Raw genomic sequence first — 26,900 nt, 5'->3', positions numbered from 1 at the left:
ATAGGGCACCAGCGTAGGCTCGATGCCGGTGCGGCGCGTCAGCAGCGCCATGGCTAGGTGATTGACCGCCCCCATGCCCGGGTTGGAAATGGTGAGGCGCGGCCCGCGCTCCCGCGCGAGGGCGATGAACTCGGCCACATTGCGGGCTGGGAAATCCGGCCGGCAGATCAGCGCCAATGGGGCCGAGGACGCCATCACCACCGGCACCAGCGCCTGCATCGGATCAATCGTCGTGATCCGGTTCACCAGGATGGCAATCATCGTGGAGGGCGAGGTGAACATAAAGGTCGTGCCATCCGGCGCCGCGCGCGCCACAAGTTCAGCGCCCACCACTGTGCTGGCCCCTGGCCGGTTCTCAACGATGAAGCTGCTGCCGGGCATGCGCTCAGCCAATTTGGCGGCCAGCAGCCGGGCCATGATGTCATTGGCCCCCCCGGGTGCGAAACCGACGACGAAGCGCACCGGGCGGTTGGGCCAAGTCTGCGCGGCTGCGTGCCCAGTGCTGACGGCGAGGGTGGGGGCGGCCAGGATCACGGCGCGGCGGTTCATGTTGTTCCTCCCAGAGATCTTCCCATTGAGTCTCATGCCAGCGGAGCGCTTGTCCATGGCTTGCTGCAGGCGGTTAGAAAGGGCGGGAAGTGGCTACTCTGGCGCAGCTTGGGAATGCACAGCAAGCCGCCCCAGGTTTGCCGGAGGCTGCAAGTGAACCCGACGGGCTGGTAGAGCATTTTCAAGCCATGCTGCTTCGCAAGACGGCAGGGAAAATGCGATAAAACAAGAACCAGAGCTTCTTCACCGTCTTCGCAGCCGGTGAAATGGCTCTAGGCGCGGTATAGTGTCTCAGGCGGCACCAGGGGGGCTGCGATATCCACCAGCGCGCCATCGCGCAGCGCCCTGTAAAAGCAGTTCCGCCGCCCGGTGTGGCAGGCCACACCTTGCTGGTGCACCAGCGCCAGCAGGGTATCGCCATCGCAATCCAGCCGCAGATCATGCAGGGTTTGCACCTGGCCAGAAGTCTCGCCCTTGCGCCACAGCGCAGCGCGTGAGCGGCTCCAGTAGCAGACCCGGCCGGTGGCCAGGGTTTCGGCCACCGCGTCGCGGTTCATCCAGGCCATCATCAGCACCTCGCCCGTATCATGCTGCTGGGCGATGCAGGGGATGAGGCCATCGGCATTGAATCGAATGGCGGCGAGAAGCGCGTTTTCCATCTGTGTGCTATAACACGGCCATGGCCGAACACACCCACCCGCCCGAGCCTCTTGATGCCATGCTCGACCGTGCTGCTTCTCTTTGCGCCGGCCGCGGCGCGCAATTGACCGATTTGCGCCGCCAGGTGCTGGCCCTGGTGCTGGGGGCGGAGCAGCCGCTGGGCGCCTATGCGCTGCTCGACCTGCTCAAGGCCACCCGCGCCGGGGCAGCGCCGCCCACCATTTACCGCGCACTGGATTTCCTGCTCGAGCAGGGGCTGATCCACCGGATTGAGCTGCTGAACGCCTTTGTCGGCTGCGTCTCTGCCGGGCATGCCCATGCGCATCAGTTCCTGATCTGCCGCCGATGCGGCCATGCCGCCGAATTGCACGACCATGCGGTGGAGCATGCGCTGGAGAATGCGGCGCGGCGCATCGGCTTTACGCCGGCCAGGATGACAGTGGAGATGGAGGGGCTCTGCCAGGGATGTGGCGGGGCCTGAACCAGGCTTGACTAGGTTGCTGCATAACGAGGGTGGCGGAGGAAAAGAGCGAAAGGGCTTTGCCCTCTACTGCTCTCCCACCAGGGTCACATGTATATCGACCATTTTCCTAGATCGTTGAAAAATATGAACTAATCTAACGAAGATGCAGGAAACTCGTCGGCATACATGTCGATCCTCCTTCACCCACTATTCGTCTTCCAACAGCCTGCAAGAGCAACCTCCGCTCAAGCGATCCGTTTAACCGGAAGACCCCCTTAACGCGCCACCACCGGCCGATTGCCGAAGCTCTCCTGCGGCACGCCGCGCTCGAGCGACATATGGCTATGCACCCCCACCCAGCCCTCAGCGCCCCCGCGCATGAGGATGATGCTGGCTCGGCCGGGCCGGTCGAAGGCGCTGCCATCTGGGTTGTAGCCGGTGCTGCCCCAGGGGGTGATGGCCACCGCCATCTGGCCATCGGGGCTGGCCAGCACGCGGGTGGCCTCAGCGTCGAAGGTGAAGCCATCAGTCTTGGGCCAGACGCTGTCCCATTGCCGGTCCCGCCAATCCCATAGCCCTTCCAGCACCCGTTTATGGGTGCCGAAGGCCAGCGCCTGCTCGTGCCAGAAGGGGTAGGCATCGCGGTAATTCACCGCGCGGACGCAACTGGCGAAGCGTTCAAGCCAGGCCAGAATCTCGGCGCGGATGGTGGGGCTGGCTTCGGGAAGGGCTGGGGTCATGGCGGGCGTTTTCCAAAATCAGCCGATAGCCTGCAACAGCCTTGGCTGGCGGCCAATCCCGGGGCCGGATGCTCGACGCCGCGCCCGGTCGATGACATGCTCAAACGATGAATGATCGCGTGATTTTGGTCACCGGCGCCGCATCGGGCATTGGCGCCGCCTGCCTGCGGGCCATGGCCGGCCCCGGCACCGCCTTCCTCGTCCATACCCGGCGCAACCGCGAGGGCGCCGAGGCGATGGCAGGCTTTGCCCGTGCGCGCGGCGCTCGGGCTGAGACCATCCTCGCCGATATCGCCGACCCCGCCACCCCAGATGCCCTGGTGGCGGCCGCGCTGGCCCGTTTCGGCCGGCTGGATGTGGTGGTGGCCAATGCCGGCTTTGCCGATCGCACGCCCTTGCTGGCACAGAGCGAGGCGGCATTCGCCCGCAGCTTTGATACCATCCTTTGGGCCTTTCTGCGCCTCGCACGCGCAGCCAGCCCGCTGGTGACCGCGGCTGAGCATGGCCGGATCATCGCCATTTCCTCCTTTGTTGCGCATGTGTTTCGCCCCGATGTGGTGGGTTTCCCCGCCACCGCTGCGGCCAAGGCGGGGATGGAGGCACTGGCGCGAAGCCTGGCCATCGAGATCGCCGCCAGCGGCGCCACGGTGAATTGCGTGGCCCCCGGCTTCACCCGCAAGGACGCCACCGGCCATTCCGCCTTCACGCCCGAGCAATGGCGGGCGGTGGTGGAGAATATCCCGCTCGGGCGGCTGGGTACGCCCGAGGATGTGGCGGCGGCGGTGGCGTTCCTGGCCTCGCCGGCGGCAGGCTATATCACCGGCCAGGTGCTGCATGTGAATGGCGGGCTGGTCTGACGGGGGATACCCGCTCCAGCCGGGCTTCAAGCCCAGCCCTGAAACGCCCCGCCTGTGGGCGCTATGGGGCGTTCAGGTTTCCAGCATCTTGCGCAGCAAGGTCACATCCTCGGCCAGCACGCGGTCCTCCACCATCAATTCGGTGATGCGGCTGACGGCATGCATCACGGTGGTATGGTCGCGATTACCGAAGCGGCGGCCGATCTCGGGCAGGGAGCGCGAGGTGAGTTGCTTGGCCAGGAACATGGCCACCTGGCGCGGCCGCGCCACGGCCCTGGCGCGGCGGGCGGAGAACATGTCCGTCATGCGGATGGAGTAGTGCTCGGCCACCTTGCGCTGGATATCGTCAATGGTGATGCGCCGCTCATGGGTGCGCAGCAAGTCGGTCAGCACCTCGGGCACATTCTCAAGTGTGAGCGGCCGGCCGAAGAGCTTGGTATGGGCGACGAGGCGATTGAGCGCGCCTTCGAGGTCCCGCACATTGGAGGCGATCTTATGCGCCAGCAATTCCTGCACCTTCACCGGCACCTCGACGCCGGCCTGCGCCGCCTTGGCCTGCAGGATGGAGAGGCGCAGCTCATAGGTGGTGGCGTGGATATCGGCCACGATGCCACCGCCGAGGCGGGTCCGCAGCCTATCCTCAATGCCCGAAAGATCATTGGGTGATTTGTCGGCGGAGACCACGATCTGCTTGCCGGCATCGACCAAGGCATTGAATGTGTGGAAGAATTCTTCCTGCGTATTGTCCTTGCCGATCAGGAATTGCAAATCATCGATCATCAGCACATCAACGCTGCGCAGCTGGGCCTTGAACTCCATGGTATTGCCACCGCGCAGCGCGCCGATGAAGCGATACATGAATTTCTCGGCCGACATATAGGCCACGGGGCGCTCAGGATGATTGGCGCGGATCGCCCAGGCGATGGAGTGCATCAAATGGGTCTTGCCCAGGCCCACGCCGCCATAGAGGAAGAGCGGGTTGAAACCTGCCATGGCCGGGCGTTCCGCCACGCGCCGGGCGCAGGCATGGGCGAATTCATTGGGCTTGCCCACGACGAAGCTGTCGAAGGTCAGGCGCTGGTCGAGCGGCGCCATCCAATCACCATCGCGCGCCTCGGCTTGGCGCGGTGGCGGGGCGGCGTTGCTTCGCAGGGCCGCATGGGGGGAGGGCTCACCTTCTGTGCTGAACTCAACCTCGCACTGGGCATCCGCCGGCACGCCATCCGCCACGGCCTGGGCGGCGGTTGAGACGCGGAAATCCATCCGCTTGATTTTCGGCCATTCGGCCTGTGCGAGGATGCGCAGCCTGTCGCCATAGTGATCACGCACCCAGTCACGCAGGAAGCGCGAGGGCAGGGTGATCAGCACGATCTCGCCCTCGACGGTCTGCAGGACCATCTGGCGTAGCCAGTTGCGGTATTCCGTCTCTCCAACTTCGTCACGCAGGCGGGCGCGCAAACGGGCCCATTGCGCCGCAAGCTTGCCGGCATCGGGGGGGAGATTGCCGGTTTCCGAGTTCATTCAGGATACCTGCCTATTCATTGCACTGATAAATCCGGGGGGCCGAAGCGTGGTGGCCAGGGCACGTCGGGGGGGATTGCACGCCATGCCACCCGCCCGATATCCCAAAAACGCAGCCTCGCCGCGGAGCCGAAAATCCGCGGAAAACAGCCGAGATTGGTATCGCCGAAGGAAGCAATCCCCAAATCCTAATGCCGGATTTAACCCTGCATCAACCACTAACCATTCTATGCTCGACAATATTTTTGCATGTGGCATAAATACAGCTTCAACGACTTTATTGCCAAGGCACAATATAGCCGCACCAGAGAGAACCGAAGCTCTCGCTGGTTTTCGCCTCATAAAAAGCGGGGATGGGTTCAGGCCGCCTTAGGCGGCGATGGCCTTGATGCGGGCAGCCAGGCGAGAAAGCTTGCGTGCCACGGTGTTGAGGTGCAGCACGCCCTTGCCGACGGCGCGCTGCATTTCCGGCTGTGCGGCCTGGAAAGCGGCCAGAGCCTCGTCCTTCTTGCCGCCCTCGATCGCCATTTCGACCTTCCGCAGATAGGTCCGCACGCGCGAGCGGCGGGCGCGGTTGCGCTCCGTGCGCTTCTCGGTCTGACGGATGCGTTTTTCTGCGGAGGGATTATTGGCCATGTGGTTGCTTACCGAAGGATGCTGGGGCCGTGAAGCCCGAATTGCTTTGACCGATGGAGGAACCCCATTGGCCGGGAGGGCTATCTATCGCCGGGGGGGGGCGAGCGTCAAGTGATCTGGGGCCTCAACTGTGACGGAACTGCGCGCGGCGCTTCTCGGCAAAGGCCGACATGCCTTCCTTCTGGTCGTCGGTGGCGAACATGCTGTGGAACAGCCGTCGTTCGAACTTCACGCCCTCGGCCAGGGTGGTCTCAAAGGCGCGGTTGACGGATTCCTTGGCCATGGCGAGGGCAGGCTGGCTGAGGCTGGCGAGTTTCTCGCCCACCTTCAGCGCCTCGGCCATGAGGTTCTCCAGCGGCACGACGCGGGCGACGAGGCCCGAGCGCTCAGCCTCGGCGGCATCCATCATGCGCGCCGTCAGGCACAGATCCATGGCCTTGGCCTTGCCCACTGCGCGGGTGAGGCGCTGGGTGCCGCCGGCGCCGGGGATGATGCCCAGATTGATCTCCGGCTGGCCGAATTTCGCATTCTCGGCGGCGATGATGAAATCGCACATCATCGCCAGCTCACAGCCGCCACCCAGGGCGAAGCCGGCCACCGCCGCGATCACCGGCTTGCGGATGGTTGGCACCACCTCCCAATTCGCGCCGATGAAATCATTGAGATAGACGGCCGGGTAAGTGCGGTCCTTCATTTCCTTGATGTCGGCCCCGGCGGCGAAGGCTTTTTCCGAACCGGTGATGATGATGGAGAAAATCGCCGGGTCAGCATCATAGGCGCGCAGCGCCTGGCCGAGTTCGGTCATCAACTGGTCGCACAGCGCATTGAGTGCCGCCGGGCGGTTGAGGCGGATGACCCCGGTGGGGCCCTGGGTCTCGACCAAAATCATGTCATAGGACGACATAGCGCGCTCTCCCTGTTGGGCGGGATTGTCGGGGAGAGCGGTGCTGCTGTCCAGCGCGTCACAAACGCCGCGAAAGCCCGACATAAAACCCGCGCCGGGCCAAAAATTGCGGTGCGCCCACGCCAATGCCCGAGCCATCGCGCAATTGGGTCACGGTATCGGTCACGTTGATCACATCCGCGCGCAGGGTCCAAACCCCGCCATCGGGGGCTGCGATATCCTGGGCGAAGCCGATATTGCCGGTGCCATAGGCCGCCACCTTTTCACTATTGGCAAAGCCGCGCCGCAGCCCGCTGCCAACCAGCAGCGTGGCCGTCGCCCGCGCCCCCTGCCAGGGGCGATAGATGACCCCAGCGCTTGCGGTGACCGTCTGGTCGTGGTCCAGCCGCACCTGCCGCTGGGAAATATAGGCCAATTCCTCCGGGTCGAAATTGAACTGGCCGCTGGTGATCTCGCGCGCCGCCGCGCGGGAGAGTGCCAGATTGGCATAGGCATCGAGGCTGCGGCTGCGCCATTGGCCGGTGAACTCGACGCCATAGACCTGGCCGTGGCTATAGTTGAAGGGCGTGAACACCACGGCCGAGCCGAATTGGCCGAGGTCCAGCAGGTCGCGCGCATCCTTATAGAAGGCGCCGAAGCCCAAGGTCAGATTCTCCGTCGCCCGCTGCTGCACCGCCAGGTTGAGGTAATGGCTGCGCTCCGGCCGCACCCGGCTATTGGTGGTGTTCAGCGGCGCGGCCGAGGTGTTGGCGAAGAGGTTGAGCGCGCCCGGGGTGATCAAATCCTGCGCCGGGGGGGTGAAATACCGGGCATAGCCCAGCGCGATGCGGGTGCCCGGCCGCGGCGTCCAGACCAGATTGACCCGCGGGCTGACCTGGCCGGCCTTCACATAGGCATCGACGTAATCGGCGCGCAGCCCGGCATTCATCGTCAGGCTCTCGGCGATGCGCCATTCATCCTGGATATAGGCGCCCCATGTCCAACCGATGCGCGAGCGCCGATCGGTTATGCCAAAGGGGTCGTCCAGCGTTGCGCCGCTCTCATCGAGCGGCAACACGATGGAGCGGTTCTGCGCCAGCGTGCTATCGGCAATGACCGAGACGCCCATGCGGATGGTATGCGCCGGCGCCACCCGCCAGGCGCTATCGGCCTGCAGCCCATAGGCGTTGGAGCGGCGGCGGACATCGCTGGCCACGCCGTTGAACAGCACCTCGCCGGTATTGTCCGGCCGGTACTGGGTTTGCGAATTGCGCTGAGACATGGCGATTTGCGCGTCATAGCCATCCTGTCTGTGCTGCAGGGCCAGGATATTGAAGATATTGCGCTCGCCCTGGCGGCCATTCAGCCGCGCGCTGTCGAATTCACTCAGGCCAAAGGCGGTGTAGCTGGGCACCTGCCCGGGAATATTGGCGATCTGGAAATTGTTGATGGCCGCGCCGGAGATGAAGGAGAGCCGGGTGCGGTCATCCAGCGCGCGGGAGATGTAGAACAGCCCGCGCCCCTGCTCGGTGCGGTTGTGCAGCGGGGTGCGGGCGCTGGTCGGCCCCTCGGTGCCCTGGTCGCTGCGCATGAAGCTGCCGGTGGCGAAAAGCTCCCAACCCTCGAGCGCGATGGCGTGGTCAAAGCCTGATTGGATGGTCCCGCGGGAGCCGCCATAGACCGAGGCGCTGCCGCCCTCGCCCTGGCTCGGGCTGCGCAAGGTCAGGTCAATGACGCCGCCGGTGCGATAGCCGAATTGCGCCGGTAGGGCGCCGGTGAGGATGGAGAGGGTCTCAATCGCCCGCGCATCGAGGAAGGCGCCAAAGCCGCCGGCCACGCCCTCGGGCAGGGTGATGCCATTGAGCCGGTATTGCAGGGCGCGATGCTCGCCGCGGACATGCAATTCGCCAAAACTATCCTGCGCCATGCCTGGGGTTTGCAGCAGTAGCGCGCGCACCGGCGCATCCGACCCGCCGGGCAGACCCTCGATCACCTGCCGGTCCAGCGTGGTGGCGCTGGCGCCGAGGGCGGGGGAGATGTTCCGGCGCGCGGCATCGAAGCGTTGGGCGTTGACCACCGTATCGGGGATGGAGCCCGCCTCCTGTGCCATGGCGGTGGCGCGGGTCAGGATCAGGGCGGCAAGCAAGCGTTGGGGCATCACGGTCTCCTATTGGAGACCGTTTGTTATAACATTACATCATGGGTGAGAAGCCTAGCCCTTGTGCACGCGCAGCGGCCCGAAGGCCTGGGTCACCGGCATCATCTGCAGCACATTGATATTCACCCGCGCCGGCAGGGTGGCGGCCCAATGCACCGCCTCGGCAATGTCATCGGGGGTGAGCGCATTGGCGCCCTCGTAAATTGCCGCCACCTTCTCATCATCGCCCTTGAAGCGGATATTGGAGAATTCCGTGCCGCCCACCAACCCAGGCTCGATATCGGTCACCCGCACCGGGGTGCCCCAGAGATCGGCCCGCAAATTCAGGCTGAATTGCCGCACGAAGGCCTTGGAGGCGCCATAGACATTGCCGCCGGGATAGGGGAACTCCCCCGCCGTGCTGCCCAGATTGATGATGTGGCCGCGGCCGCGCTCGACCATGCCCGGCAGCACCGCGCGGGTCATGTACATCAGCCCCTTGATGTTGGTGTCCACCATCTGGTCCCAATCGGCCAGATCGGCGCTTTGGGCCGGGTTCAGGCCCAGCGCCAGGCCGGCATTGTTCACCAGCAGGTCGATGGCCGACCATTCGGCGGGCAGGCCGGAGATGGCCGCCTCCACCGCCGCACGGTCACGGACATCAAGGGTGAGGGGCAGCACCGCCTCGCCCAATTCGGCCTGCAGCGCCTCCAGCCGCTCCGCCCGGCGGCCGGCGGCGATGATACGCCCGCCCTGGCTGGCAAAGCGCCGCGCGATGGCGAGGCCGAAGCCGGCGGTGGCGCCGGTGACAAGGATGATCATGGGTGGCTCCTGCAATTGCGCCCCCTGGGTAGCGCGCCCCGCGCCCCAGGCCCAGAGTGGGGCGGCTACCAGCCCTCCAGCACTGCCTTGCCCAGCATCCGCCCCGATGCCAAGGCGGCATGGCATGTGGTGATATTAACAGCACTTATCCGCCCGCCATGCATGCTGATGATGGGCTGCAGGCCTTGATGGGCGGCCATCGCGCTCAGCGCCTGTCCCTGGCTGGCCATATCGGGGGCGCGGGCCAGCGCCTTGGCAAAGAGTGCTTCGAAGACAAAGCCGCCGCCCTTGGGCCGTAGCTTCGTCATGTCCAGCATGCCCGGCATATCGATGGCGCAGATCGTCCCGCGCGGGGCGAGCATGGCGCAGAGCGCCTCCCATTGCGCCTCGGTGCTCTGGGTGGCGAGGATATGGCTGAAGCGGAGATTTTTCTCCCGCGCCTGGGGCGCCAAGGGGGCCGCGTGGTCCAGCAGGTGATGCGCGCCAAGCCGGCGAAGCCAGGCCTGGCTTTCGGGGCGGGAGGCGGTGGCGGTGACCACGGCCTGGGTTTGCAGCCGCGCCAATTGCACCGCCATGCTGCCCACGCCGCCAGCGCCGCCCAGCACCAAAAGGCTGCTTTGATCATCAATCCGCAGGCGCTCGAACAGCGCCTCCCAGGCGGTCAGCCCAGCACAGGGTAGGGCGGCGGCGGCGGCAAAGCCCATGCCTGAAGGAACCCGCCCCACCAGCCGCGAATCGACGGTGACAAAGCCGCCATAGCTGCCCGGCCGATTGGGCGGTGCGGCACAGCAGACATGATCGCCCAAGGCAAAGCCCTGCACCGCGGGCCCCAGCGCCACCACCTCGCCCGCCGCATCCACCCCCAAAAGCCGGGGCGGGCCGGCATGTTGCTTGAGGTCGAGCGGGTTGATGGCGATGGCGCGCACCGCGATCACCAGATCATCCCCCTCGGGCATGGCGGGGGCGGGCAGGGTCACATCCTCGAAATCGCCGCCGGGGGCGGGATAGGTGATGGCGGGCATGGTGGTGGGAAGGAGCATGGCGGCAGAGTGAAGCGGCGCGCGGCGGAGGGCAATTGGCAGGCAGGCGGAGATCGCCGCGATGGCCCGATCCCGCCTGGGGGCCAGGCGCTCAGGCGAATCGAAATCAACGGGGCAGGGCCTGATTTCGCCATCCGAACCCTGATGCAGGCCGCAAACCTGCCCCAACCGCAGCCAATCGCCCGGGGCTGGTGCAGCCAGCGGGGCGAAATCGGCCGCCAATGGCATCTTGCGCAAGCAAGCCGAGTGGACATTTCCCCGCAATCGCGCTGCATAGATCCCGCACGCCATTCGAAGAGAGATCCCATGAGGACACGTTACCGCATCGAGCGCCGCGCCCTTTTGGGCGGCGGCACCGCCCTGGCCCTCGCGGCCGTGCCCGGCGCCAGGATCGGCCTGGCGCAATCGCTCGACCGTGTCTCGTTTCAGACCAATTGGCGCGCCCAGGCCGAGCATGGCGGCTATTACCAGGCCATCGCCGCCGGAATTTACCGCCGCCATGGGCTGGAGGTGGATCTGCGCGCCGGCGGGCCGCAGCAGAACCCAGCCCAGTTGCTCCTCGCCGGCCGGGTGGATTTCATCATGTCCAGCGGCTTCCAGGCGCTGAGCTATGTGCGGGAGAATATTCCCTTCCTCTCCATTGGCGCGATCATGCAAAAGGACCCGCAGGTCCTGATGACGCATGAGGGCAATGGCATCAATCGCTTCGAGGATATGCGCGGGCGGCCCATCCTGGTGGGGGCGGGCGGTCGGGTGACCTATTGGCCCTTCCTGCGCCGGCGCTTTGGTTTCACCGATGAGCAGGTGCGGCCCTACACCTTCAACATCCAGCCCTGGCTGGCCGACCGCATGGCGATCCAGCAGGGTTTTCTCTCCAGCGAGCCCTTCTCGGCCATTGCCGCCGGGGTGCGGCCCAAGGTCTTCCTCATCGCCGATGCCGGCTATGAGAATTACCAGACGACCATCGATGTCTCCCTCCGCATGGTCAATGACCGCCCCGATGTTGTGCAGCGCTTCGTCAACGCCACCATGGAAGGCTGGTCGCAATATATGCGCGGCGAGAATGTCGCCGCCGCCAATGCCATGATCATCCGCGACAATCCTGAGATGGATCAGCCCCGCATCGATTATGCCGTGCGGGTGATGAATGAGCAGGGCATTGTGCTGAGCGGCGATGCGCTGCAACTGGGCATCGGCGCCATGACCGATGCGCGTTGGCAGAGCTTTTACAACAGCACCCGCGATGTCGGCATCAACCCGGCCAATCTGGATGTCAAAAAGGCCTATGATCTGCGCTTCATCAACAAGCGGGTGGGTTTGACCTGAACCCGTTGCTGACCCTGAGGGGCGTGGCCAAGCGCTACGCCACCGGCACGCTGGCGGTGCAGGATGTGGGCCTGACCATCGAGCGGGGCGATTTTCTCGCCCTGCTCGGGCCCTCGGGCTGTGGCAAGTCCACCCTGCTGCGGATGATCGCCGGCCTCGATGCGCCCAGCGCGGGCAGGCTGGAATGGGCCGATGCGGCCGCGCGGCGCGATATCGGCTTCGTCTTCCAGGAGCCCACACTGATGCCCTGGAGCACCGCCCTGCGCAATGTGATGCTCCCCCTCGAACTGGCCGGGGTGGCGCGGCCTGAAGCCGAGCAGCGGGCGCGGCAGATGCTGGCACGGGTGGAGCTGGCCGGCTTCGAGAATGCCTATCCGCGCCAGCTTTCGGGCGGCATGCGCATGCGCGTCTCCATCGCCCGTGCGCTGGTGACCAAGCCGCGCCTGCTGCTGATGGATGAGCCCTTCGCCGCGCTCGATGAGATCACCCGCTTCCGCCTCAACAATGATCTGCTGAAACTCTGGCAGGATGAGCGCTTCACCGTGGTCTTCGTCACCCATTCGGTGTTTGAGAGCGTGTTTCTGGCCGAGCGCATCGTGGTGATGGCCCCCAGGCCCGGCCGCATCGCCGCCGAAAGGCGCGTGCCGGCCGAGGATCGCGCCGCACCGGAATTCCGCACCTCACCGAGCTATGCGGCGCATTGCCGCGAGGTGAGCCATGCCCTGACCGACGCGATGGCGGCATGATCACCACCGATTCAGCCCTCCGCGCGACAAGCGCGCTCCGGCCATCGGGGGCGGGCATGATCACCACCGATTCAGCCCTCCCTGCGACAAGCGCGCTCCGGCCATCGGGGGTGGCATGATCACCACCGATTCAGCCCTCCCCGCGACAAGCGCGCTCCGGCCATCGGGGGCGGGCATGATCACCACCGATTCAGCCCTCCGCGCGACAAGCGCGCTCCGGCCATCGGGGGTGGCATGACCGACAACGAACTCCTCCCCGAACACCACGAACCAGGCTTCCTCGGCCTGTCCCACACCATGTGGCTGCGCATCCTCGCCCCCAGCCTGATCGGCCTGCTCACCCTGGGCGCCTGGGAATGGGCGGTGCGGTATTATGAGGTGCCGCGCTATATCCTGCCCGGCCCCATCCTGGTGGCCGAGACGCTGGTGCGGAACTGGGGCTCGCTCTCCGTCTCGCTGGGCATCACGCTGCAAATCACCTTTATGGCGCTCGCCGTTGCCGCCTCGCTCGGTCTCGCACTCTCCGTGCTCTTCGCCCAATCGCGGATCATCGAACTCTCGCTGTTTCCCTATGCGGTGATTCTGCAGGTGACACCCATCGTCGCCATCGCGCCGCTGATCATCATCTGGGTGGATAATATCCAGGTGGCGCTGCTGATCTGCGCCTGGATCGTCGCCTTCTTCCCCATCCTGTCCAATACCACGGTGGGGCTGAACTCGACGGATAGGAACCTCGTGGATTTGTTCCGCCTCTATGGCGCCTCGCCCTGGCAGGTGCTGTGGCGGCTGCGGCTGCCCACCGCCATGCCCTATTTCCTGGCCGGGCTGCGGATTTCTGGCGGGCTATCGCTGATAGGCGCCATTGTCGCCGAATTCGTTGCCGGCTCCGGCGGCCGCGCCTCGGGCCTCGCCTATCGTATTCTGGAGGCCGGCTACCAGCTGCAGATTCCGCTGATGTTCGCAGCGCTGGTGCTGGTCTCGGGCACTGGCATCGCCATCTTCCTGGCGCTGTCGCTGCTTTCCCATCTGTTGCTGCGGCGCTGGCATGAGAGTGCCGGCGCAGGAGATCGTCGCTGATGCAAACCATCCGTTCCGCCATCGCTGAGGCCGCTGGCAGCCCTTATTGGCTGGCCGATGCCCGCATCATCCAAGATGGCGCCCTGGCGCGGGTGGATATCCGCATTGAGGATCGCCGCATCGCCGCCCTCGCCCCCCTGGGCACCGCCACGGGCGGCATCTCGCTCGATGGCGGCCAGGTCTGGCCTGGGCTGGTGGATGGCCATACCCATCTCGACAAGGGCCATATCTGGCCAAGAATGAAAAACGCCACCGGCGATTTCGCCGGCGCCATAGCGGCGGTGATGGCCGATCGCGGTGCGGCCTGGACGGCGGAGGATATTGCCGCCCGCGCCGATTTCGCCCTGCGCGCCGCCTATGCCCATGGCACGGTGGCCATTCGCAGCCATATCGACAGCTACCTGCCGTTGGCCCGCACCACCTGGCCGGTTTTTGCTGAGCTCCGCGCCCGCTGGGCGGGCCGCATCGCGCTGCAAATGTCATCCATCGCCCCGCTCGACCGCTTTGCCGGGCCAGAGGGCGATGAACTGGCCGATCTCGTGCAAAAACATGGCGGCGCGCTGGGCATGGTCACCCGGCTGACCGGCGGCATCCATGCCGCGCTGCCGGCGGAATTCCAGCCCATGCTCGACCATTTCTTTTCGCTGGCCGAGGCGCGCGGCCTCGATCTTGACCTCCATGTCGATGAGAGTGGCGAGACCGGTGCGCGCGCCCTACGCGAAATTGCGCTCACCGCCACCCGGCGCAAATTCAAAGGCCGCATCCAATGCGGCCATTGCTGCTCACTCTCCCTGCAGCCCGATGAGTTTGCCCAGGAGACCATCGCCGCCCTGGCCGAGGCCGGCATCGACATCATCGTCCTGCCCATGTGCAACATGTATCTGCAGGACCGCATGCCCGGCCGCACCCCGCGCTGGCGTGGTGTGACGCTGGTGCATGAAATGCGCGCGGCCGGGCTTCGCGTCTCGCTCGCCTCCGACAATACCCGCGACCCCTTCTATGCCTATGGCGATCTCGACATGGTGGAGGTCTATCGCGAAGCCACCCGCATCCTGCATCTGGACCACCCTATGGGCGCCTGGCCGGATGCTGTCAGCGCCATTCCGGCCGAGGCCATGGGGCTGAAGGGCTATGGCCGTATCCAGGCCGGGGCCACGGCGGACCTCATCCTCTTCTCGGCGCGAGGCATGACCGAATGGCTGTCCCGGCCGCAAAGCGACCGCATCGTGCTGCGCGCCGGCCGGGTGCTGGAGGCAAAACTGCCGGATTACCGCGAATTGGATGCGGTGCTGGGCGTTTCACCAGGCTGAGAGCCTCGCCTTCACCCGGGCGATAAAGCCGGCGCATTCGGCACGGCTGCGCCGATCCATGCCCGTCAGATACAGCCAATCCAGCTTGCAGCCCGGCGCACAAAGCCTGCGAATGCCACCGCCCACCACCCTGCGGTCCGGCCAGCCCAGCCAGAGCAGCAGCCAGAGCGGCGAGCCATAGGTGGTGACCACGCCAATCCGCCGGATATTGCCCAGCCGGCGCTCAATCGCCCCATCGCCCACCACAAAGGTGACGCCGGGCACCCAGACACGGTCAAACCAGCCCTTCAGCACCGCGGGCATGCCATACCACCAGGTGGGATAGACCAGCAGCAGCGCCTCGGCGCGCTGGAGCTGCGCGATATCCGCCTCCATCCCCTGCTGGTTCAGCGCCAGATTCATATAGTCGCGATGCGCCTGGGCGGTGAGGGCGGGGGCGAAGCCCTCGGCATAGAGGTCGCGCCGTTCCACCACATGGCCGGCGGCGATCAGGCTGGCCTCGGCCGCCGCGGCCAGGGCGGCGGAGAGGCTGTCACCGCGCGGGTGACAATGGACCAAGAGCACGCGCATCACATCCGCCCTCGCAATTCTGCCAATATCCTTTTCGCCCTTGGCGTCTCGCAAAGCCCTGGCAGGGCCGTGCCCAGCCGCCGGCGCCAATTCGGCCGCTCGCGATCCGTCCCTGGCAGGTTCACCGCCACGGTCTCGCCGGCGAGATCCTCGGCCTGGGCCAGCATCAGCAGCGAAGCACCGGCGGCGACATGGGCATGGATCAGCGCGGCCAGCCGGTCGGAAAACCCATCGCCGCTGGTGATGCCCGCAGGCTGGCCGAGGGCTGCGAGCAGCGCCTGCCGCTCGGCCTCGCGCGCCGCCCAGGCATCCGCCTCGGCCAGGCCCAGGGCCATGCGTTCGGCGATATCCGCCCCCTCCCACCACCCTGCCAGGGTTGGCAGGTCATGGGTGGAGACACAGGCGGCGGATTGGCGCGCCCATTGCGCCGGCGGGCGCAGCGAGCCATTCGCCTCCCGCTCAAACCACAAGACGCGGTAGGAGAGAATGTTAGCACCATTCAGCGCCTCACCCAGGCCCTCAGGCACGGTGCCGAGATCCTCGCCCACCACCATGCATTGCTGGCGCTGGCTGGCCAGTGTCAGTTCAGCCAGCAGCGCCGGGCGGGGGTATTGCAGGTAGCAGCCCGCGGCTCCAGGCGCGCCATCGGGCACCAGGAACAGCCTTTGCAGCCCCATCACATGGTCAATGCGCAGCGCCTGGGCGTTGCGCATATTGGCGGCCAGCAGGCCACGAAAATGGGCGGGCAAACCCGCCGGGCGCGGCGCCGGCAGGCCCCAGACCTGGCCCTGCGGCCCCAGCGGGTCGGGCGGTGCGCCCAGCGAGAAGCCGCGCAGAAAAGCCTCGGGCGCGCACCACGGCTCGGCCCCATCGGGCGCGCTGCCCACGGCGAGGTCGCGATACAGCCCGGCCCCGGCCTGCCCCGCCCGGGCGAGCTGCGCATCGGCCAGGAATTGCAGGAATTGTTGGAAGCCTATGGCCGGGCGGGACGCCGCCTGGAAACCCGCAACCCCATGATCGCCCGCATGGCGCAGCCTTTGCGGCCAGGCTGTGCCGTCATGCTGCTCGGCCAGGGCGGTGAAGCTGGCAAAACCCTCCAGCGCCGCGCCACCGGCGGCGATGAAGCCGGCAAAGCCCGGATCATCGACCGGGAATTCGGCGAAGGCCGCCGCCAGCACCCGGCGCTTGGCGGCCCAAACCTGCGGGTAATCCACCAAAGCCCCGCCGCGCAAAGCCTGGAACAGCCCCTCCTCCGCCGCCAGGGCCGACCGGGTGGCGGGGCCGGCGGGCAGGGCGGTGACGTCAATCAGCACCGGCTCGAGAAATCGCCGGTCTGAGGGCTGATAGGGGCTGGCGCGGTCGCGGTCCCGCGGCATCAGCGCATGCGGCGGGCTGAGGCCGAGCAGCCGCGCGCCCTGCGCCCCCGCCTCGGCCGCCAACATGGCCAGGGCGGTGTAATCGCCAATCCCCTGGTCACCGGCGCGGCGCAGCGCATAGCTCTGCGCGGTCAGGCCAAAGCATGGCCGCTCCAGCGCCATAAAGGCGCGCGCCGGTGCCACGATCAGCGGCGCAGCATACACCCCGGCCTGGAGGCGATGATACCCGGCGGGCAGCGCCGGCATGGGCTGCCAGCGGGCCTGCACCTGGCGGCCATCGGGCAGCCCGTGCCAGAACAACTCGCCCGCGGCGGCGATGGCATGGCGGCTGCCATCCTCCAGCACCACCTCCAGCCCGGCCCTGCCAGCGGCGAGTTCCGGGCCGAGCAGCAGCATCCCTTCCTGCCCCTCGGTGAGTGCCGCATGCAGGGGCAGGGCGGGCGGCATGGCCAGGGCGCGCAGCGAAGCCCGCGCGGCGTCGGTGCTGTGATGGGGGATGTCCAGCGCCGACAGCACGGCGCGCAGCGTCTCGGTCGGCACTTGGGTGTGGCGGCCGCTCACATCATGCCAGGAGGTGGCGATGCCCCCCTGGCGGGCCAGACGCTGCAGCGTGGCATCATCCAGGCCGGAGGCCGTCCGGGTGGGGGTTTCGGCCAATACCAAGGCGGCGCGGCCGGGCAGGCTGGTGGGGGGCGGGCCTTGCGCTTCGGGTGCCGCGCTATTGGCCAGCAGCCGCCAGGCATGGCCGGGGCGTGGCTCGGGCAGTTGCAGTGGCAAATCTTGCCGGCCGGCATTGAAGGCCACGGCCACCCGGTCCTCGCCCGCGCTCAGCAGCGCCACCAGGGCCTGGCCTTGCCAATCGGGCGTGCCACCGCCGGGCGCCGCCCAGGCCACATCGGGCAGGCCGCCCGCCACCTTGGGCTCACCCGAGAGGTGGCGCGCGGCATGCAGCGCGGGATGCGCCTTCCGCGCCCGCACCAGCCGGGCGGTAAAGCCGGCCAGCCCGGCATCGCCCGGCCAATCCAGCCAGGAGAGCGCATTATCCTGGCAATAGGCATTGTTGTTGCCACCCTGGCTGCGGCCCAATTCATCGCCCATGGCCAGCATGGGCGTACCGCGTGCGGTGAGCAGCAAGAGCAGCAGGGAACGGGCATCCTGCGCCCGCGCGGCGATGATGGCGCAATCCCCGCTCGGCCCCTCCACACCATGGTTCCAGGAGATATCCGCCGTGGCCCCATCGCGGTTGTCCTCGGCATTGGCGTGGTTGTGCCGGCCCTCATGGCTGAGCAGATCAGCGAGGGTGAACCCGTCATGCGCGGTGATGAAATTCAGGCTGTCGCTGGCCGGGCGGCCGGCGAAGAGATCGGCGCTGCCGGCAAAGCGGGTGGTGACATCGCCCAGGCGCCCGTGATCGCCGCGCCAGAAGCGCCTGGTATCGTCACGAAAGCGGTCATTCCATTCCGCCCAGCCGGCGGGGAAGCGGCCGAGTTGGTAGCCATGGGCGCCGATATCCCAAGGCTCGGCAATGATCAGCAGGCGGCGCAGCACCGGGTCCTGCCGCATGGCCAGCAGCAGCGGCGCATCGGGGGTAAAGACTTGCGCGCTGCGGCCCAGCGTGGTGGCGAGGTCGAGCCGAAAACCGGCAATCCCGCTCTGCTCCGCCCAGTGGCGCAGCGCATCCATGGCCAGGCGCAGCGGCCAGGGCTGGTCCAGCGCCAGCGCATTGCCGGTGCCGGCGTGGTTCTCCAGCGCGCCCTCGCGCATGGCGTACCAATGCGCCTCCCCCAGCCCGCGCAGCGACAGGATGGGGCCTTCCGCATCACCCTCGCCCGAATGGTTCAGCACGATGTCGAGAATCACGCCAATGCCGGCCTCGCGCAGCGCCGCCACGCAGGCCCGCAGCTCCGCCATGCCGCCCGGGGCCAGGCGGGGATCAGGCGCCAGAAACCCCACCGGATTATAGCCCCAGTAATTGCTGAGCCCGAGCGGCGGCAAATGCCGCTCATCCACCCAGGCGGCGCAGGGCATGATCTCGACATGGCTGACCCCCAGCGCCCGCAAATGGGCGATGGCGGCGGGATGCGCGAGGCCGGCAAAGGTACCGCGCAGCGCCTCGGGCACAGCCGAATGGCGCATGGTGAAGCCGCGGACATGCAATTCGTACAGAATGGCCGGCCCTGGCGGGCTGAACGGCGCCAGGGCGGGCAGGGGCTCTTCCAGCACCGCTTTGGGCATGGCGGCGGCGCTGTCCTCGCCGCCCGCGAACATCGCGGCATGCAGGGTGAAGTGCCGGTCCAGCCGGCGGGCCCAGGGGTCGAGCAGCAGTTTTTCCGGGAAAAACCCCACCCCATGCACCCGCAGCCCATAATGCGCGCCTGCCGCCATTGGCACTGCGCCTTGGAAGACATCGCCAACCCGCTGGCCCAGAAGGTGCCGGGTTTCCCCCCCGGCCTCGAAGACACAAATCTCCACCCCCTCGGCCCCTGGCGCGGGGATGGCGGCGAAGGCACCACCGGGCACCAGATGCACGCCCAGTTCAGCCACCGGCCAGCCCGCGATAAATCGCCGCATATTGCGCCGCAGATGCCGCCCAGGAGACATCCTGCGCCATGGCATTGCGCTGCAGCCCGGCCCAGATCTCGCGCTGCCGATACAGCCCCGCCGCGCGCAGCATGGCCGCGCCGAGCAATTCGGGGCTATCGGGCGCGCAGACAAAGCCATTGCCCCAGCCCTGGCCCAGCGCCGCCGCATTGGCATCCACCACCGTATCGGCCAGACCGCCCACCCGGGTGACGATGGGCAGCGCGCCATAGCGCAGCGCACAAAGCTGGGCGAGGCCGCAGGGCTCGAAGCGGCTGGGCACCAGCATGGCATCCGCCCCGCCATAGGCTAGCCTTGCCAGCGCCTCATCAAAGGCGATGCGGGTGCCGATGCGGCCCGGATGGGCCGCCGCCGCCCCCTCGCAGCGCTCCACCAGCGCGGCATCGCCGCTGCCCAGAATGGCCAATTGGCCACCGGCGGCGAAGAGCGCCGGGATCGCCTCAAGCAGCAGATCCACCCCCTTCTGCCAGGCCAGGCGGCCAACATAGACGAAGAGCGGCGCCGAAGGCTCCTGCGCCAGCCCAAAGGCCGCCTGCAAGGCGGCCTTATTGGTGGCGCGGGCGGGCAGGTTCTGGGCATCGAAGCGGGCGGGGAGGTGGCGGTCGGTCTTGGGGTCCCACTCTGCGGTATCAATGCCGTTCAGCACGCCATGCAGCACCGTGGTGCGGCCGCGCAGCAGCCCATCGAGGCCCATGCCGGCCATGGGCGTGCGGATTTCGGCGGCATAGCTGGGCGAGACGGTGCTGATCGCATCGGCAAACCACAGCCCCGCCTTGAGGTAGCCCACCGTGCCGAAATATTCGAGGCCGGCGGTGGAAAACGCCTCCGGCGGCAGGGATAGCCGGCCGAAGAACGCGGCCGGAAACTGCCCCTGAAAGGCCAGATTATGGATGGTGAAAAGGCTGGGAACCCGCCGGGGCGCAAATCGCAGATAGGCCGGCGTCAGCCCCGCCTGCCAGTCATGCGCATGCACCACGTCAAAGCGCGTCTGCCCTATCCCATGCAGCGCCAGATGGGCCGCCGCCTGGGCGAGGGCGGCGAAGCGCGGGGCATTATCCGGCCATTCGCGGCCATCGGGCATGAGATAGGGGCTGCCGGTACGGCCAAAGAGATGCGGCGCATCCACCGCGATGATGTCGAGCCCGCCGAGTGTGCCACGCAGCAGCCGCGCCGGCCCGCCGAAGAGGTCGGCCATGATGCGCGCAGGCCGGGGGTCACCCAGCGCCGCCAGCACGGCAGGATAGCCTGGCAGCATAGTTGTGATCGCAATATCATGCCCGGCCAGCGCGCCTGGCAGCGCGCCCACCACATCGGCCAGCCCGCCGGTCTTGACCAGCGGCACGCATTCGGAGGCGACGGCCAGAACCCGCAGCGTCACGCCAGCCGGTCCAGCATGGATTGGGTGATGAGCGTGATACCCGCATCGGTGCGGCGGAACCGGCTTGCATCCGCCACCGGGTCCTCGCCCACCACCAGCCCCGCTGGGATGCGCACACCGCGATCCACCACCACCCGGGTGAGGCGGGCGGCGCGGCCGATATCCACCTGCGGCAGCACCACCGCACCCTCCAGCCGCGCATGAGAATGCACATGGCAGCCGGTGAAGAGCAGCGATTGCTGCACGCGTGCGCCCGAGACGATGCACCCACCCGAGACCAGCGAGGAGATCGCCTCGCCCCGCCTATCGTCGAGGTCATGGACGAATTTCGCCGGCGGCGTGATCTCGGCATAGGTCCAGATCGGCCAGGAATTGTCGTAAAGATCGAGGGCGGGGACGATTTCGGTGAGGCCGATATTGGCCTCCCAATAGGCATCCACCGTGCCGACATCGCGCCAATAGGGCAGCATCTCGGTGCTGGCGCGCACGCAGGAGCTTTCAAAGCGATGCGCCACCGCCCGCCCGTGCTTGACGATATAGGGGATGATATCCTTGCCGAAATCATGGCTCGAATGCGGGTCCGCCGCGTCGTGCCGCAGGATATCGAACAGGAATTCGGTGTTGAAGACGTAGATGCCCATGGAGGCCAGCGCCATCTCCGGCATGCCGGGAATCCCCGGCGGGTCGGCCGGTTTTTCCACGAAATCGATGATGCGGTTATTGCCATCCACCGCCATCACGCCAAAGCCCGTGGCCTCCATGCGCGGCACGGCGATGGAGCAGACCGTCACATCGGCTTGGTCATTCACATGCTGTTGCAGCATGCGCTCGTAATCCATTTTGTAGATATGGTCGCCCGCCAGCAGCACGATGTAGCGCGGCCGGTAATCGGCGATGATGTCGATATTCTGATACACCGCATCCGCCGTGCCGAGATACCAATTGGCCTCGGAGACGCGTTGCGAGGCCGGCAGGATATCGAAGCTCTCATTGCGTTCGGGGCGCAGAAAGGTCCAGCCGCGCTGCAGGTGGCGGATCAGGCTATGCGCCTTGTATTGCGTGGCCACCGCCAAGCGCCGAATGCCCGAATTCAGCGCATTGGACAGGGTGAAATCAATGATGCGCGTCTTGCCGCCGAATGGCACTGCGGGCTTGGCGCGCCGGTCGGTCAATTCCATCAGCCGTGAGCCTCGGCCGCCCGCCAGCACAAAGGCCATGGCGTGCCGCGCCAGCGGCCAATCCCCACCCCTCGGCGCGTTCTCTTCACCGCTCGCCATGCTCATCCATCCCCTCTGCTCTGTATCGCAAATAGATCGTCGCCAATGGCGGCAATGTGACCATCGCCGAGGCGGCAAAGCCATGTGAGGTATCCGCCACGGCGCGCACCCCGCCCGGATTGCCCATGCCGCTGCCGCCCCAGCCGAGATCATCGGTGTTCAGCACCTCATCCCATTGGCCGGCATGGGGCAGGCCGATGCGGTGGAATTCGCGCGGCTGGGGCGTGAAGTTGCTCAGCACCGCGATGGGCGGCGCATCCGGCCCGCCAAAGCGCAGCCAGGCAAAGTCGCAATGCGCCGCGTCATTGGCATCGATCCAGCCAAAACCCTGCGGCGCATGGTCCAGCGCATGCAGCGCGGCCTCGTTGCGATGCAGATGATTGAGCGCGCGCACCAGCCCCTGCATCCCCTGATGGCGGGGATATTGCAGCAGCCACCAATCCAGTTCCCGGCTTTCCGCCCATTCCCGCCAGGGCGCAAATTCCTGGCCCATGAAGAGCAGCTTCTTGCCCGGATGGCCCCACATGAAGCCCCAATAAGCGCGCAGATTGGCAAAGCGCTGCCAATCATCCATGCCCGCCTCCGGCATGCGGCCGAGCAGTGTTGCCTTGCCATGCACCACCTCGTCATGGCTCAGCGGCAGCAGGAAATCCTCATTCCAGGCATAGAGGATGGAGAAATTCATCAGCCGGTGGTGATGGGGCCGCTGGGCCGGCTCTAACGCCATGTAGCGCAGCGTGTCATTCATCCAGCCCATGTTCCACTTCATGTGGAAGCCCAAGCCGCCCTCTTCCGGCGGGCGGGAAATGCCGGGCCTATCCGTCGCATCCTCGGCGATCATCAGCGCGCCGGGCATCTCCTGCCGCACCAGGGCATTGAGGCGGCGCAGGAAGGCCACGGCATCGAGGTTTTCCCGCCCGCCTTCCGCATTGGGCGCCCATTCGCCTTCTGCGCGGGAATAATCCAGCCGGATCATCGAACTGACCGCATCCACCCGCAGCCCATCGGCGTGGTATTCGCGCAGCCAGAACAGCGCATTGGCGACGAGGAAAGCCAGCACCTCCGGCCGGCCAAAATCATAGATCGCGGTGCCCCAATCGGGATGCGCGCCGCGCCGGGGGTCGGGGTGTTCATAGAGCGGTTCGCCTGTGAACATTGCCAGCCCATGCGCATCCTTGGGGAAATGCGCCGGCACCCAGTCCAGCAGCACGCCGATCTCGGCCTGATGCGCGGCATCGATGAAACGCTTCAGCCCCGCCGGCTCACCCAGCCGCGCAGTAGGCGCATGCAGGCCAATCGGCTGATAGCCCCAACTCATATCGAGCGGATGCTCCATCACTGGCATCAACTCGATATGGGTAAAGCCCAGATCCACGACATAGGGGATGAGGGCGGCCGCCAATTCATCCCAATTCCAGAACCTGCCATCCCAATGCCGCTTCCAGGAGGTGGCGTGGACCTCATAAATGCTCATCGGCTGGCCACGCGCCTGGCGGGCGGGGCGGGCCTGCAGCCAGGCGGCATCCCCCCAGCGATGGCCATCCGGCGTATGCAGCAGCGAGGCGGTGCCCGGCCGCAATTCGGCGGCAAAGCCATAAGGGTCGGCCTTGAGGGGCATGATCATGCCCTCGCGGCTGCGGATTTCGAATTTATAGGCCGCAGCTGGATGCAGGCCAGGCAGAAAAATCTCCCACAAGCCGCTATCCACCCGCCGGCGCATTGGGTGGCGGCTGCCATCCCAGCGGTTGAAATCCCCCACCACCGACACACGCTGGGCATGCGGCGCCCAGAGCGCGAAACGCCAGCCCGCGACCCCCTCCAGCACCACCGGATGGGCGCCCAGCCTTGCGGGCAGCAAATGATGAGTGCCCTCCAGCAGCAAATGATCATCCAAAGCGCCGAGGCTGGGGCCAAAGGCATAGGGGTCGCCCTCGCGCCAGGCCACGCCGCCCGCCCCGGCCTGCAGCCAGCGATGGCCAGGCCCTGGCACCAGCCCCTCGAAAAACCCTGCCTTGTGAAGCCGGGTAAGCGGGATGGCGCCGCCCGCTTCCTCGGCGCTGAGCGTCTCGGCCCCGGGGATGAAGGCGCGCAGCACGGTGCCGCCGCCAGGCAGCCTATGCGGGCCGAGCAGCCCGAAGGGGTCAGCGTGGCGGGCCTCGATGATGGCGGTGATCTCCGCCGCGCTGATCATCCCCGCAATCATCACCTCAGATCACCGGCGACACTTTCCAGATGTCCTCCGCATATTCCGCAATGGTGCGGTCGGCGCTGAACCAGCCGAGATTGGCAGTGTTGAGAATGGCGGCGCGCGCCCAGGCGCCGGGCTCATTCCAGCGCGCATCGGCCGCTCGCTGGGCGGCGTAGTAACTGTCAAAATCCGCCAGCACGAGAAAATGGTCGGTGTTCAGCAGGTCATCGACCAAGCCGTGATAGCGCTCTGGGTCATCGGGGCTGAAGACGCCCGAGCGAATGGCCTCCAGCACCTGGGCCAGGCGCGGGCTGGCATCGACCGCAGCCTGGCCGCGAATGCCATGGGCGCGATGCTCGGCCACCTCGGGCGTGGTCTTGCCGAAGATATGGATATTCTCCGCCCCCACATGCTCCAGGATTTCGACATTGGCGCCATCCAGCGTGCCCATGGTCAGCGCGCCATTCAGCGCCAGTTTCATATTGCCGGTGCCCGATGCCTCCATGCCGGCGGTGGAAATCTGCTCGGAGAGATCAGCCGCGGGGACGATCACCTCCGCCGCCGAGACATTGTAATTGGGCAGGAAGACCAGCTTCAGCCTATCGCGCAGCACCGGGTCCGCATTGATCACACGACCCACATCATGCGCCAGCTTGATGATCAGTTTGGCGCGGTGATAGCTCGCCGCCGCCTTGCCGGCGAAAATCTTCACCCGGGGTGCGAAGCTCTGCGTCGGGCTGTCGCGCATCGCGTCATAGAGCGCCACGGCCTCCAATATGTTCAGCAATTGCCGCTTATATTCGTGGATGCGCTTGATCTGCACATCGAACATGGCACCCGGGTCGATCTTCAATTCGAGCGCAGCGCGGATATTGGCCGCCAGCGCCGCCTTATTGGCGTGCTTCACCGCCATGAAGCGCTGCTGAAACGCCGCGTCATCGGCCAGCGGGCGCAGCAATTCCAGCGCCTGGGGGTCATCCAGCACCCGCTCGCCCACCGCCTCCCGCAGCAGGCTGGTAAGGCCAGGATTGGCCTGATGCAGCCAACGGCGGAAGGTGATGCCATTGGTCTTGTTCACGATGCGCCCGGGGAAGAGCATGTTGAAATCGTGAAACACCGTCTGCTTCAGCAGGTTGGAATGCAGGGCGGAGACGCCATTCACCTTATGGCTGCCGACAAAGGCGAGATGGCCCATCCGCACCCGCCGCGCATGCCCCTCGCCGATCAGCGAGACCGAGGCCAGCAAAGCGTCATTGCCCGGATGGCGTGCCGCCACCGCATCCAGATGATGCGCGTTGATGAGGTAGATGATCTGCATATGCCGCGGCAGCAGCCGTTCCATCAGCGGCACCGGCCAACTCTCCAGCGCCTCGGGCAGCAGGGTGTGGTTGGTGTAGCTGATGGCCCCTTGGGTGATCCGCCAGCCCTCCTCCCAGGAGAGGCCATGCAAATCCACGCAAATGCGCATCAACTCGGCCACGGCGATGGCGGGATGGGTGTCGTTGAGTTGGATCGCCACCCGATCGGGCAGGGAATGCAAATCGCCATGGACCCGGATATGCCGCCGCACGAGGTCCTGCAGCGCGGCGGAGGCGAAGAAATACTCCTGCCGCAGGCGCAATTCCTGCCCCGCAGGGGTTTCATCGCCAGGGTAGAGCACCTTGGAGATGGCCTCCTGGCGCACCTGATCCGCCAAGGCGCCCACATGGTCGCCATGGTTGAAGGCTTCCAGCGAGAGCGGGTCGCTCGCGCGGGCGGACCATAGGCGCAGCGTGTTCACATGGCGCCCGCGCCAGCCGATGATCGGCGTGTCATAGGCCACGGCCTGAATGATCTCGCCGGGCTGCCAGACCTGGCGCGGGCCATCGCGGCCGTCAATCACGGTGATATTGCCGCCAAAGCCGATCTCATGGGCGATTTCCGGCCGGGCGAATTCCCATGGATTGCCAAAGGTCAGCCAATCCTCCGGCACCTCGCGCTGCCAGCCGCCCATGATCTGCTGCCGGAACAGGCCATGATCATAGCGGATGCCATAGCCAAAGGCGGGGATGCCCAAGGACGCCAGGCTCTCCATGAAACAGGCCGCCAGCCGCCCCAGCCCGCCATTGCCCAGCGCTGCATCGGGCTCGGCACTGCGCACCTCATCAAATGGCACGCCCAGAATATCCAGCGCATCGCGCAGCTGATCGGCAATGCCCAGATTGGTGATGGTGTCGCGCAGCAGGCGGCCGATGAGGAATTCCAGGCTGAGATAATACACCTGCTTGGCCTGGGAATTATAAGCGCTGCGGCTGCCGCCCAGCCAGCGCTCCATCACCTGGTCACGCGTGGCCAGCGCTGCCGCCATGAACCAGTCTCGCCGCTGCGCGCCCTGCTGGCTCTTGCCGAGGTCAAACAGCAGCTTGCGCAAGATGCTCTCGGCCAGGCTGCGCGCATCGGCGGCGGGTGTGGCCACCGCGATGGGTGGGGCTTGAAGATCCATTGCACGCTCCGCCCTTATGTTGGCCGCACGCTCAGCCATGCGGCAAAGCCGCTCCCGCCAGACACCCTATGCCACGCGCCATGGCCCGGCGGAACCACGGATTTCGCCGCTCAGCCACTCCCATGCCGGCGGCGAAAGCTCAAAGCCTCGGCCACATGCGCCCTTTCGACCATGGCGGAGGCCGCGAGATCGGCAATGCTGCGCGCCACACGCAGGCTGCGCAAAAAGGCGCGGTTGGACAGGCGCAGCCGCTCGGCCGCC

General features: G+C 66.5%; 22 protein-coding genes. 6 read left to right on the top strand and 16 right to left on the bottom strand.

Annotated features, from left to right (window positions below; translation table 11 throughout):
* Both ABWP84_RS07035 and hisI read right to left on the bottom strand, forming a co-directional pair.
* Positions 1–549: tripartite tricarboxylate transporter substrate binding protein (locus ABWP84_RS07035; RefSeq protein ID WP_353211297.1), on the bottom strand; the 549-nt coding region annotated here is incomplete at its 3' end.
* A 272-nt stretch (positions 550–821) separates the two neighbouring features.
* Positions 822–1,208: a phosphoribosyl-AMP cyclohydrolase gene (gene hisI, locus ABWP84_RS07030; RefSeq protein WP_353211296.1), complete on the bottom strand. Its 387-nt coding sequence runs from the start codon at positions 1,206–1,208 to the stop codon at positions 822–824.
* 20 nt (positions 1,209–1,228) lie between these two features.
* Here hisI and ABWP84_RS07025 point away from each other — a divergent pair, with 20 nt between their 5' ends.
* Positions 1,229–1,690: a Fur family transcriptional regulator gene (locus ABWP84_RS07025; RefSeq protein WP_353211295.1), complete on the top strand. Its 462-nt coding sequence runs from the start codon at positions 1,229–1,231 to the stop codon at positions 1,688–1,690.
* 257 nt (positions 1,691–1,947) lie between these two features.
* Here the strand turns inward: ABWP84_RS07025 and ABWP84_RS07020 are convergent, their stop codons facing one another.
* Positions 1,948–2,412 (bottom strand): nuclear transport factor 2 family protein, encoded by a 465-nt coding sequence (locus ABWP84_RS07020; RefSeq protein WP_353211294.1) that lies wholly within the window; start codon positions 2,410–2,412, stop codon positions 1,948–1,950.
* Positions 2,413–2,519: 107 nt separating this feature from the next.
* On the opposite strand from ABWP84_RS07020, the gene ABWP84_RS07015 reads away from it, so the two are divergent.
* Complete coding sequence (locus ABWP84_RS07015) at positions 2,520–3,269, top strand: SDR family oxidoreductase (RefSeq protein WP_353211293.1); 750 nt, start codon at positions 2,520–2,522, stop codon at positions 3,267–3,269.
* Positions 3,270–3,341: 72 nt separating this feature from the next.
* On the opposite strand, the gene dnaA is transcribed toward ABWP84_RS07015, so the two are convergent.
* The 6 genes from dnaA to ABWP84_RS06985 all read right to left on the bottom strand — a co-directional run bounded on the left by dnaA (position 3,342) and on the right by ABWP84_RS06985 (position 10,536).
* Positions 3,342–4,790: a chromosomal replication initiator protein DnaA gene (gene dnaA, locus ABWP84_RS07010; RefSeq protein WP_353211292.1), complete on the bottom strand. Its 1,449-nt coding sequence runs from the start codon at positions 4,788–4,790 to the stop codon at positions 3,342–3,344.
* A gap of 369 nt (positions 4,791–5,159) precedes the next feature.
* Entirely contained in the window at positions 5,160–5,426 is a 267-nt protein-coding gene (gene rpsT, locus ABWP84_RS07005) for a 30S ribosomal protein S20 (RefSeq protein WP_353211291.1), read from the bottom strand.
* A 124-nt stretch (positions 5,427–5,550) separates the two neighbouring features.
* Positions 5,551–6,330, bottom strand: coding sequence for an enoyl-CoA hydratase (locus tag ABWP84_RS07000; RefSeq protein ID WP_353211290.1), 780 nt, complete (start codon positions 6,328–6,330; stop codon positions 5,551–5,553).
* Between the two features lie 58 nt (positions 6,331–6,388).
* Positions 6,389–8,467, bottom strand: coding sequence for a TonB-dependent receptor domain-containing protein (locus ABWP84_RS06995; protein WP_353211289.1), 2,079 nt, complete (start codon positions 8,465–8,467; stop codon positions 6,389–6,391).
* Between the two features lie 54 nt (positions 8,468–8,521).
* Entirely contained in the window at positions 8,522–9,268 is a 747-nt protein-coding gene (gene ydfG, locus ABWP84_RS06990; RefSeq protein WP_353211288.1) for a bifunctional NADP-dependent 3-hydroxy acid dehydrogenase/3-hydroxypropionate dehydrogenase YdfG, read from the bottom strand.
* Positions 9,269–9,333: 65 nt separating this feature from the next.
* Positions 9,334–10,536, bottom strand: coding sequence for an alcohol dehydrogenase catalytic domain-containing protein (locus ABWP84_RS06985; RefSeq protein ID WP_353211303.1), 1,203 nt, complete (start codon positions 10,534–10,536; stop codon positions 9,334–9,336).
* Positions 10,537–10,614: 78 nt separating this feature from the next.
* Here ABWP84_RS06985 and ABWP84_RS06980 point away from each other — a divergent pair, with 78 nt between their 5' ends.
* The 4 genes from ABWP84_RS06980 (at position 10,615) to ABWP84_RS06965 (ending at position 14,767) form a co-directional block, all read left to right on the top strand.
* Entirely contained in the window at positions 10,615–11,634 is a 1,020-nt protein-coding gene (locus ABWP84_RS06980; protein ID WP_353211287.1) for an ABC transporter substrate-binding protein, read from the top strand.
* A 5-nt stretch (positions 11,635–11,639) separates the two neighbouring features.
* Complete coding sequence (locus ABWP84_RS06975; protein ID WP_408904247.1) at positions 11,640–12,380, top strand: ABC transporter ATP-binding protein; 741 nt, start codon at positions 11,640–11,642, stop codon at positions 12,378–12,380.
* 234 nt (positions 12,381–12,614) lie between these two features.
* Positions 12,615–13,457, top strand: coding sequence for an ABC transporter permease (locus ABWP84_RS06970; RefSeq protein WP_353211286.1), 843 nt, complete (start codon positions 12,615–12,617; stop codon positions 13,455–13,457).
* Positions 13,457–14,767 carry a cytosine deaminase gene (locus ABWP84_RS06965; protein ID WP_353211285.1) on the top strand — a complete coding sequence of 437 codons (1,311 nt, stop codon included), beginning with the start codon at positions 13,457–13,459 and terminating at the stop codon, positions 14,765–14,767. The genes ABWP84_RS06970 and ABWP84_RS06965 overlap by 1 nt, the downstream gene beginning before the upstream one ends.
* Here ABWP84_RS06965 and ABWP84_RS06960 read toward each other — a convergent pair.
* The 7 genes from ABWP84_RS06960 to ABWP84_RS06930 all read right to left on the bottom strand — a co-directional run.
* Positions 14,756–15,337: an NAD(P)H-dependent oxidoreductase gene (locus ABWP84_RS06960; protein WP_353211284.1), complete on the bottom strand. Its 582-nt coding sequence runs from the start codon at positions 15,335–15,337 to the stop codon at positions 14,756–14,758. The two genes, ABWP84_RS06965 and ABWP84_RS06960, sit on opposite strands and share 12 nt — an antisense overlap.
* A complete protein-coding gene (gene glgX, locus ABWP84_RS06955; protein ID WP_353211283.1) occupies positions 15,337–19,284 on the bottom strand; it encodes a glycogen debranching protein GlgX in 3,948 nt (1,315 codons plus the stop codon). Before glgX ends, ABWP84_RS06960 begins: the two co-directional genes overlap by 1 nt.
* On the bottom strand, positions 19,250–20,686 hold the full coding sequence (gene glgA, locus ABWP84_RS06950; protein ID WP_353211301.1) for a glycogen synthase GlgA: 1,437 nt from the start codon (positions 20,684–20,686) through the stop codon (positions 19,250–19,252). Before glgA ends, glgX begins: the two co-directional genes overlap by 35 nt.
* A gap of 2 nt (positions 20,687–20,688) precedes the next feature.
* Positions 20,689–21,969 carry a glucose-1-phosphate adenylyltransferase gene (gene glgC, locus ABWP84_RS06945; protein WP_353211282.1) on the bottom strand — a complete coding sequence of 427 codons (1,281 nt, stop codon included), beginning with the start codon at positions 21,967–21,969 and terminating at the stop codon, positions 20,689–20,691.
* Entirely contained in the window at positions 21,956–24,160 is a 2,205-nt protein-coding gene (gene glgB, locus ABWP84_RS06940; RefSeq protein WP_353211281.1) for a 1,4-alpha-glucan branching protein GlgB, read from the bottom strand. Before glgB ends, glgC begins: the two co-directional genes overlap by 14 nt.
* A 16-nt stretch (positions 24,161–24,176) precedes the next feature.
* On the bottom strand, positions 24,177–26,639 hold the full coding sequence (locus ABWP84_RS06935; RefSeq protein WP_353211280.1) for a glycogen/starch/alpha-glucan phosphorylase: 2,463 nt from the start codon (positions 26,637–26,639) through the stop codon (positions 24,177–24,179).
* Positions 26,640–26,749: 110 nt separating this feature from the next.
* The coding region (locus ABWP84_RS06930; protein ID WP_408904248.1) for a hypothetical protein at positions 26,750–26,900 on the bottom strand (151 nt) is incomplete at its 5' end.

The organism is Rhodovarius sp., assembly GCF_040399605.1.
Classification (GTDB): Bacteria; Pseudomonadota; Alphaproteobacteria; order Acetobacterales; family Acetobacteraceae; genus Rhodovarius; species Rhodovarius crocodyli_A.
The sequence above is the reverse complement of the archived record's forward strand: the minus strand, read 5'-3'. Positions and strand labels throughout refer to the sequence as shown.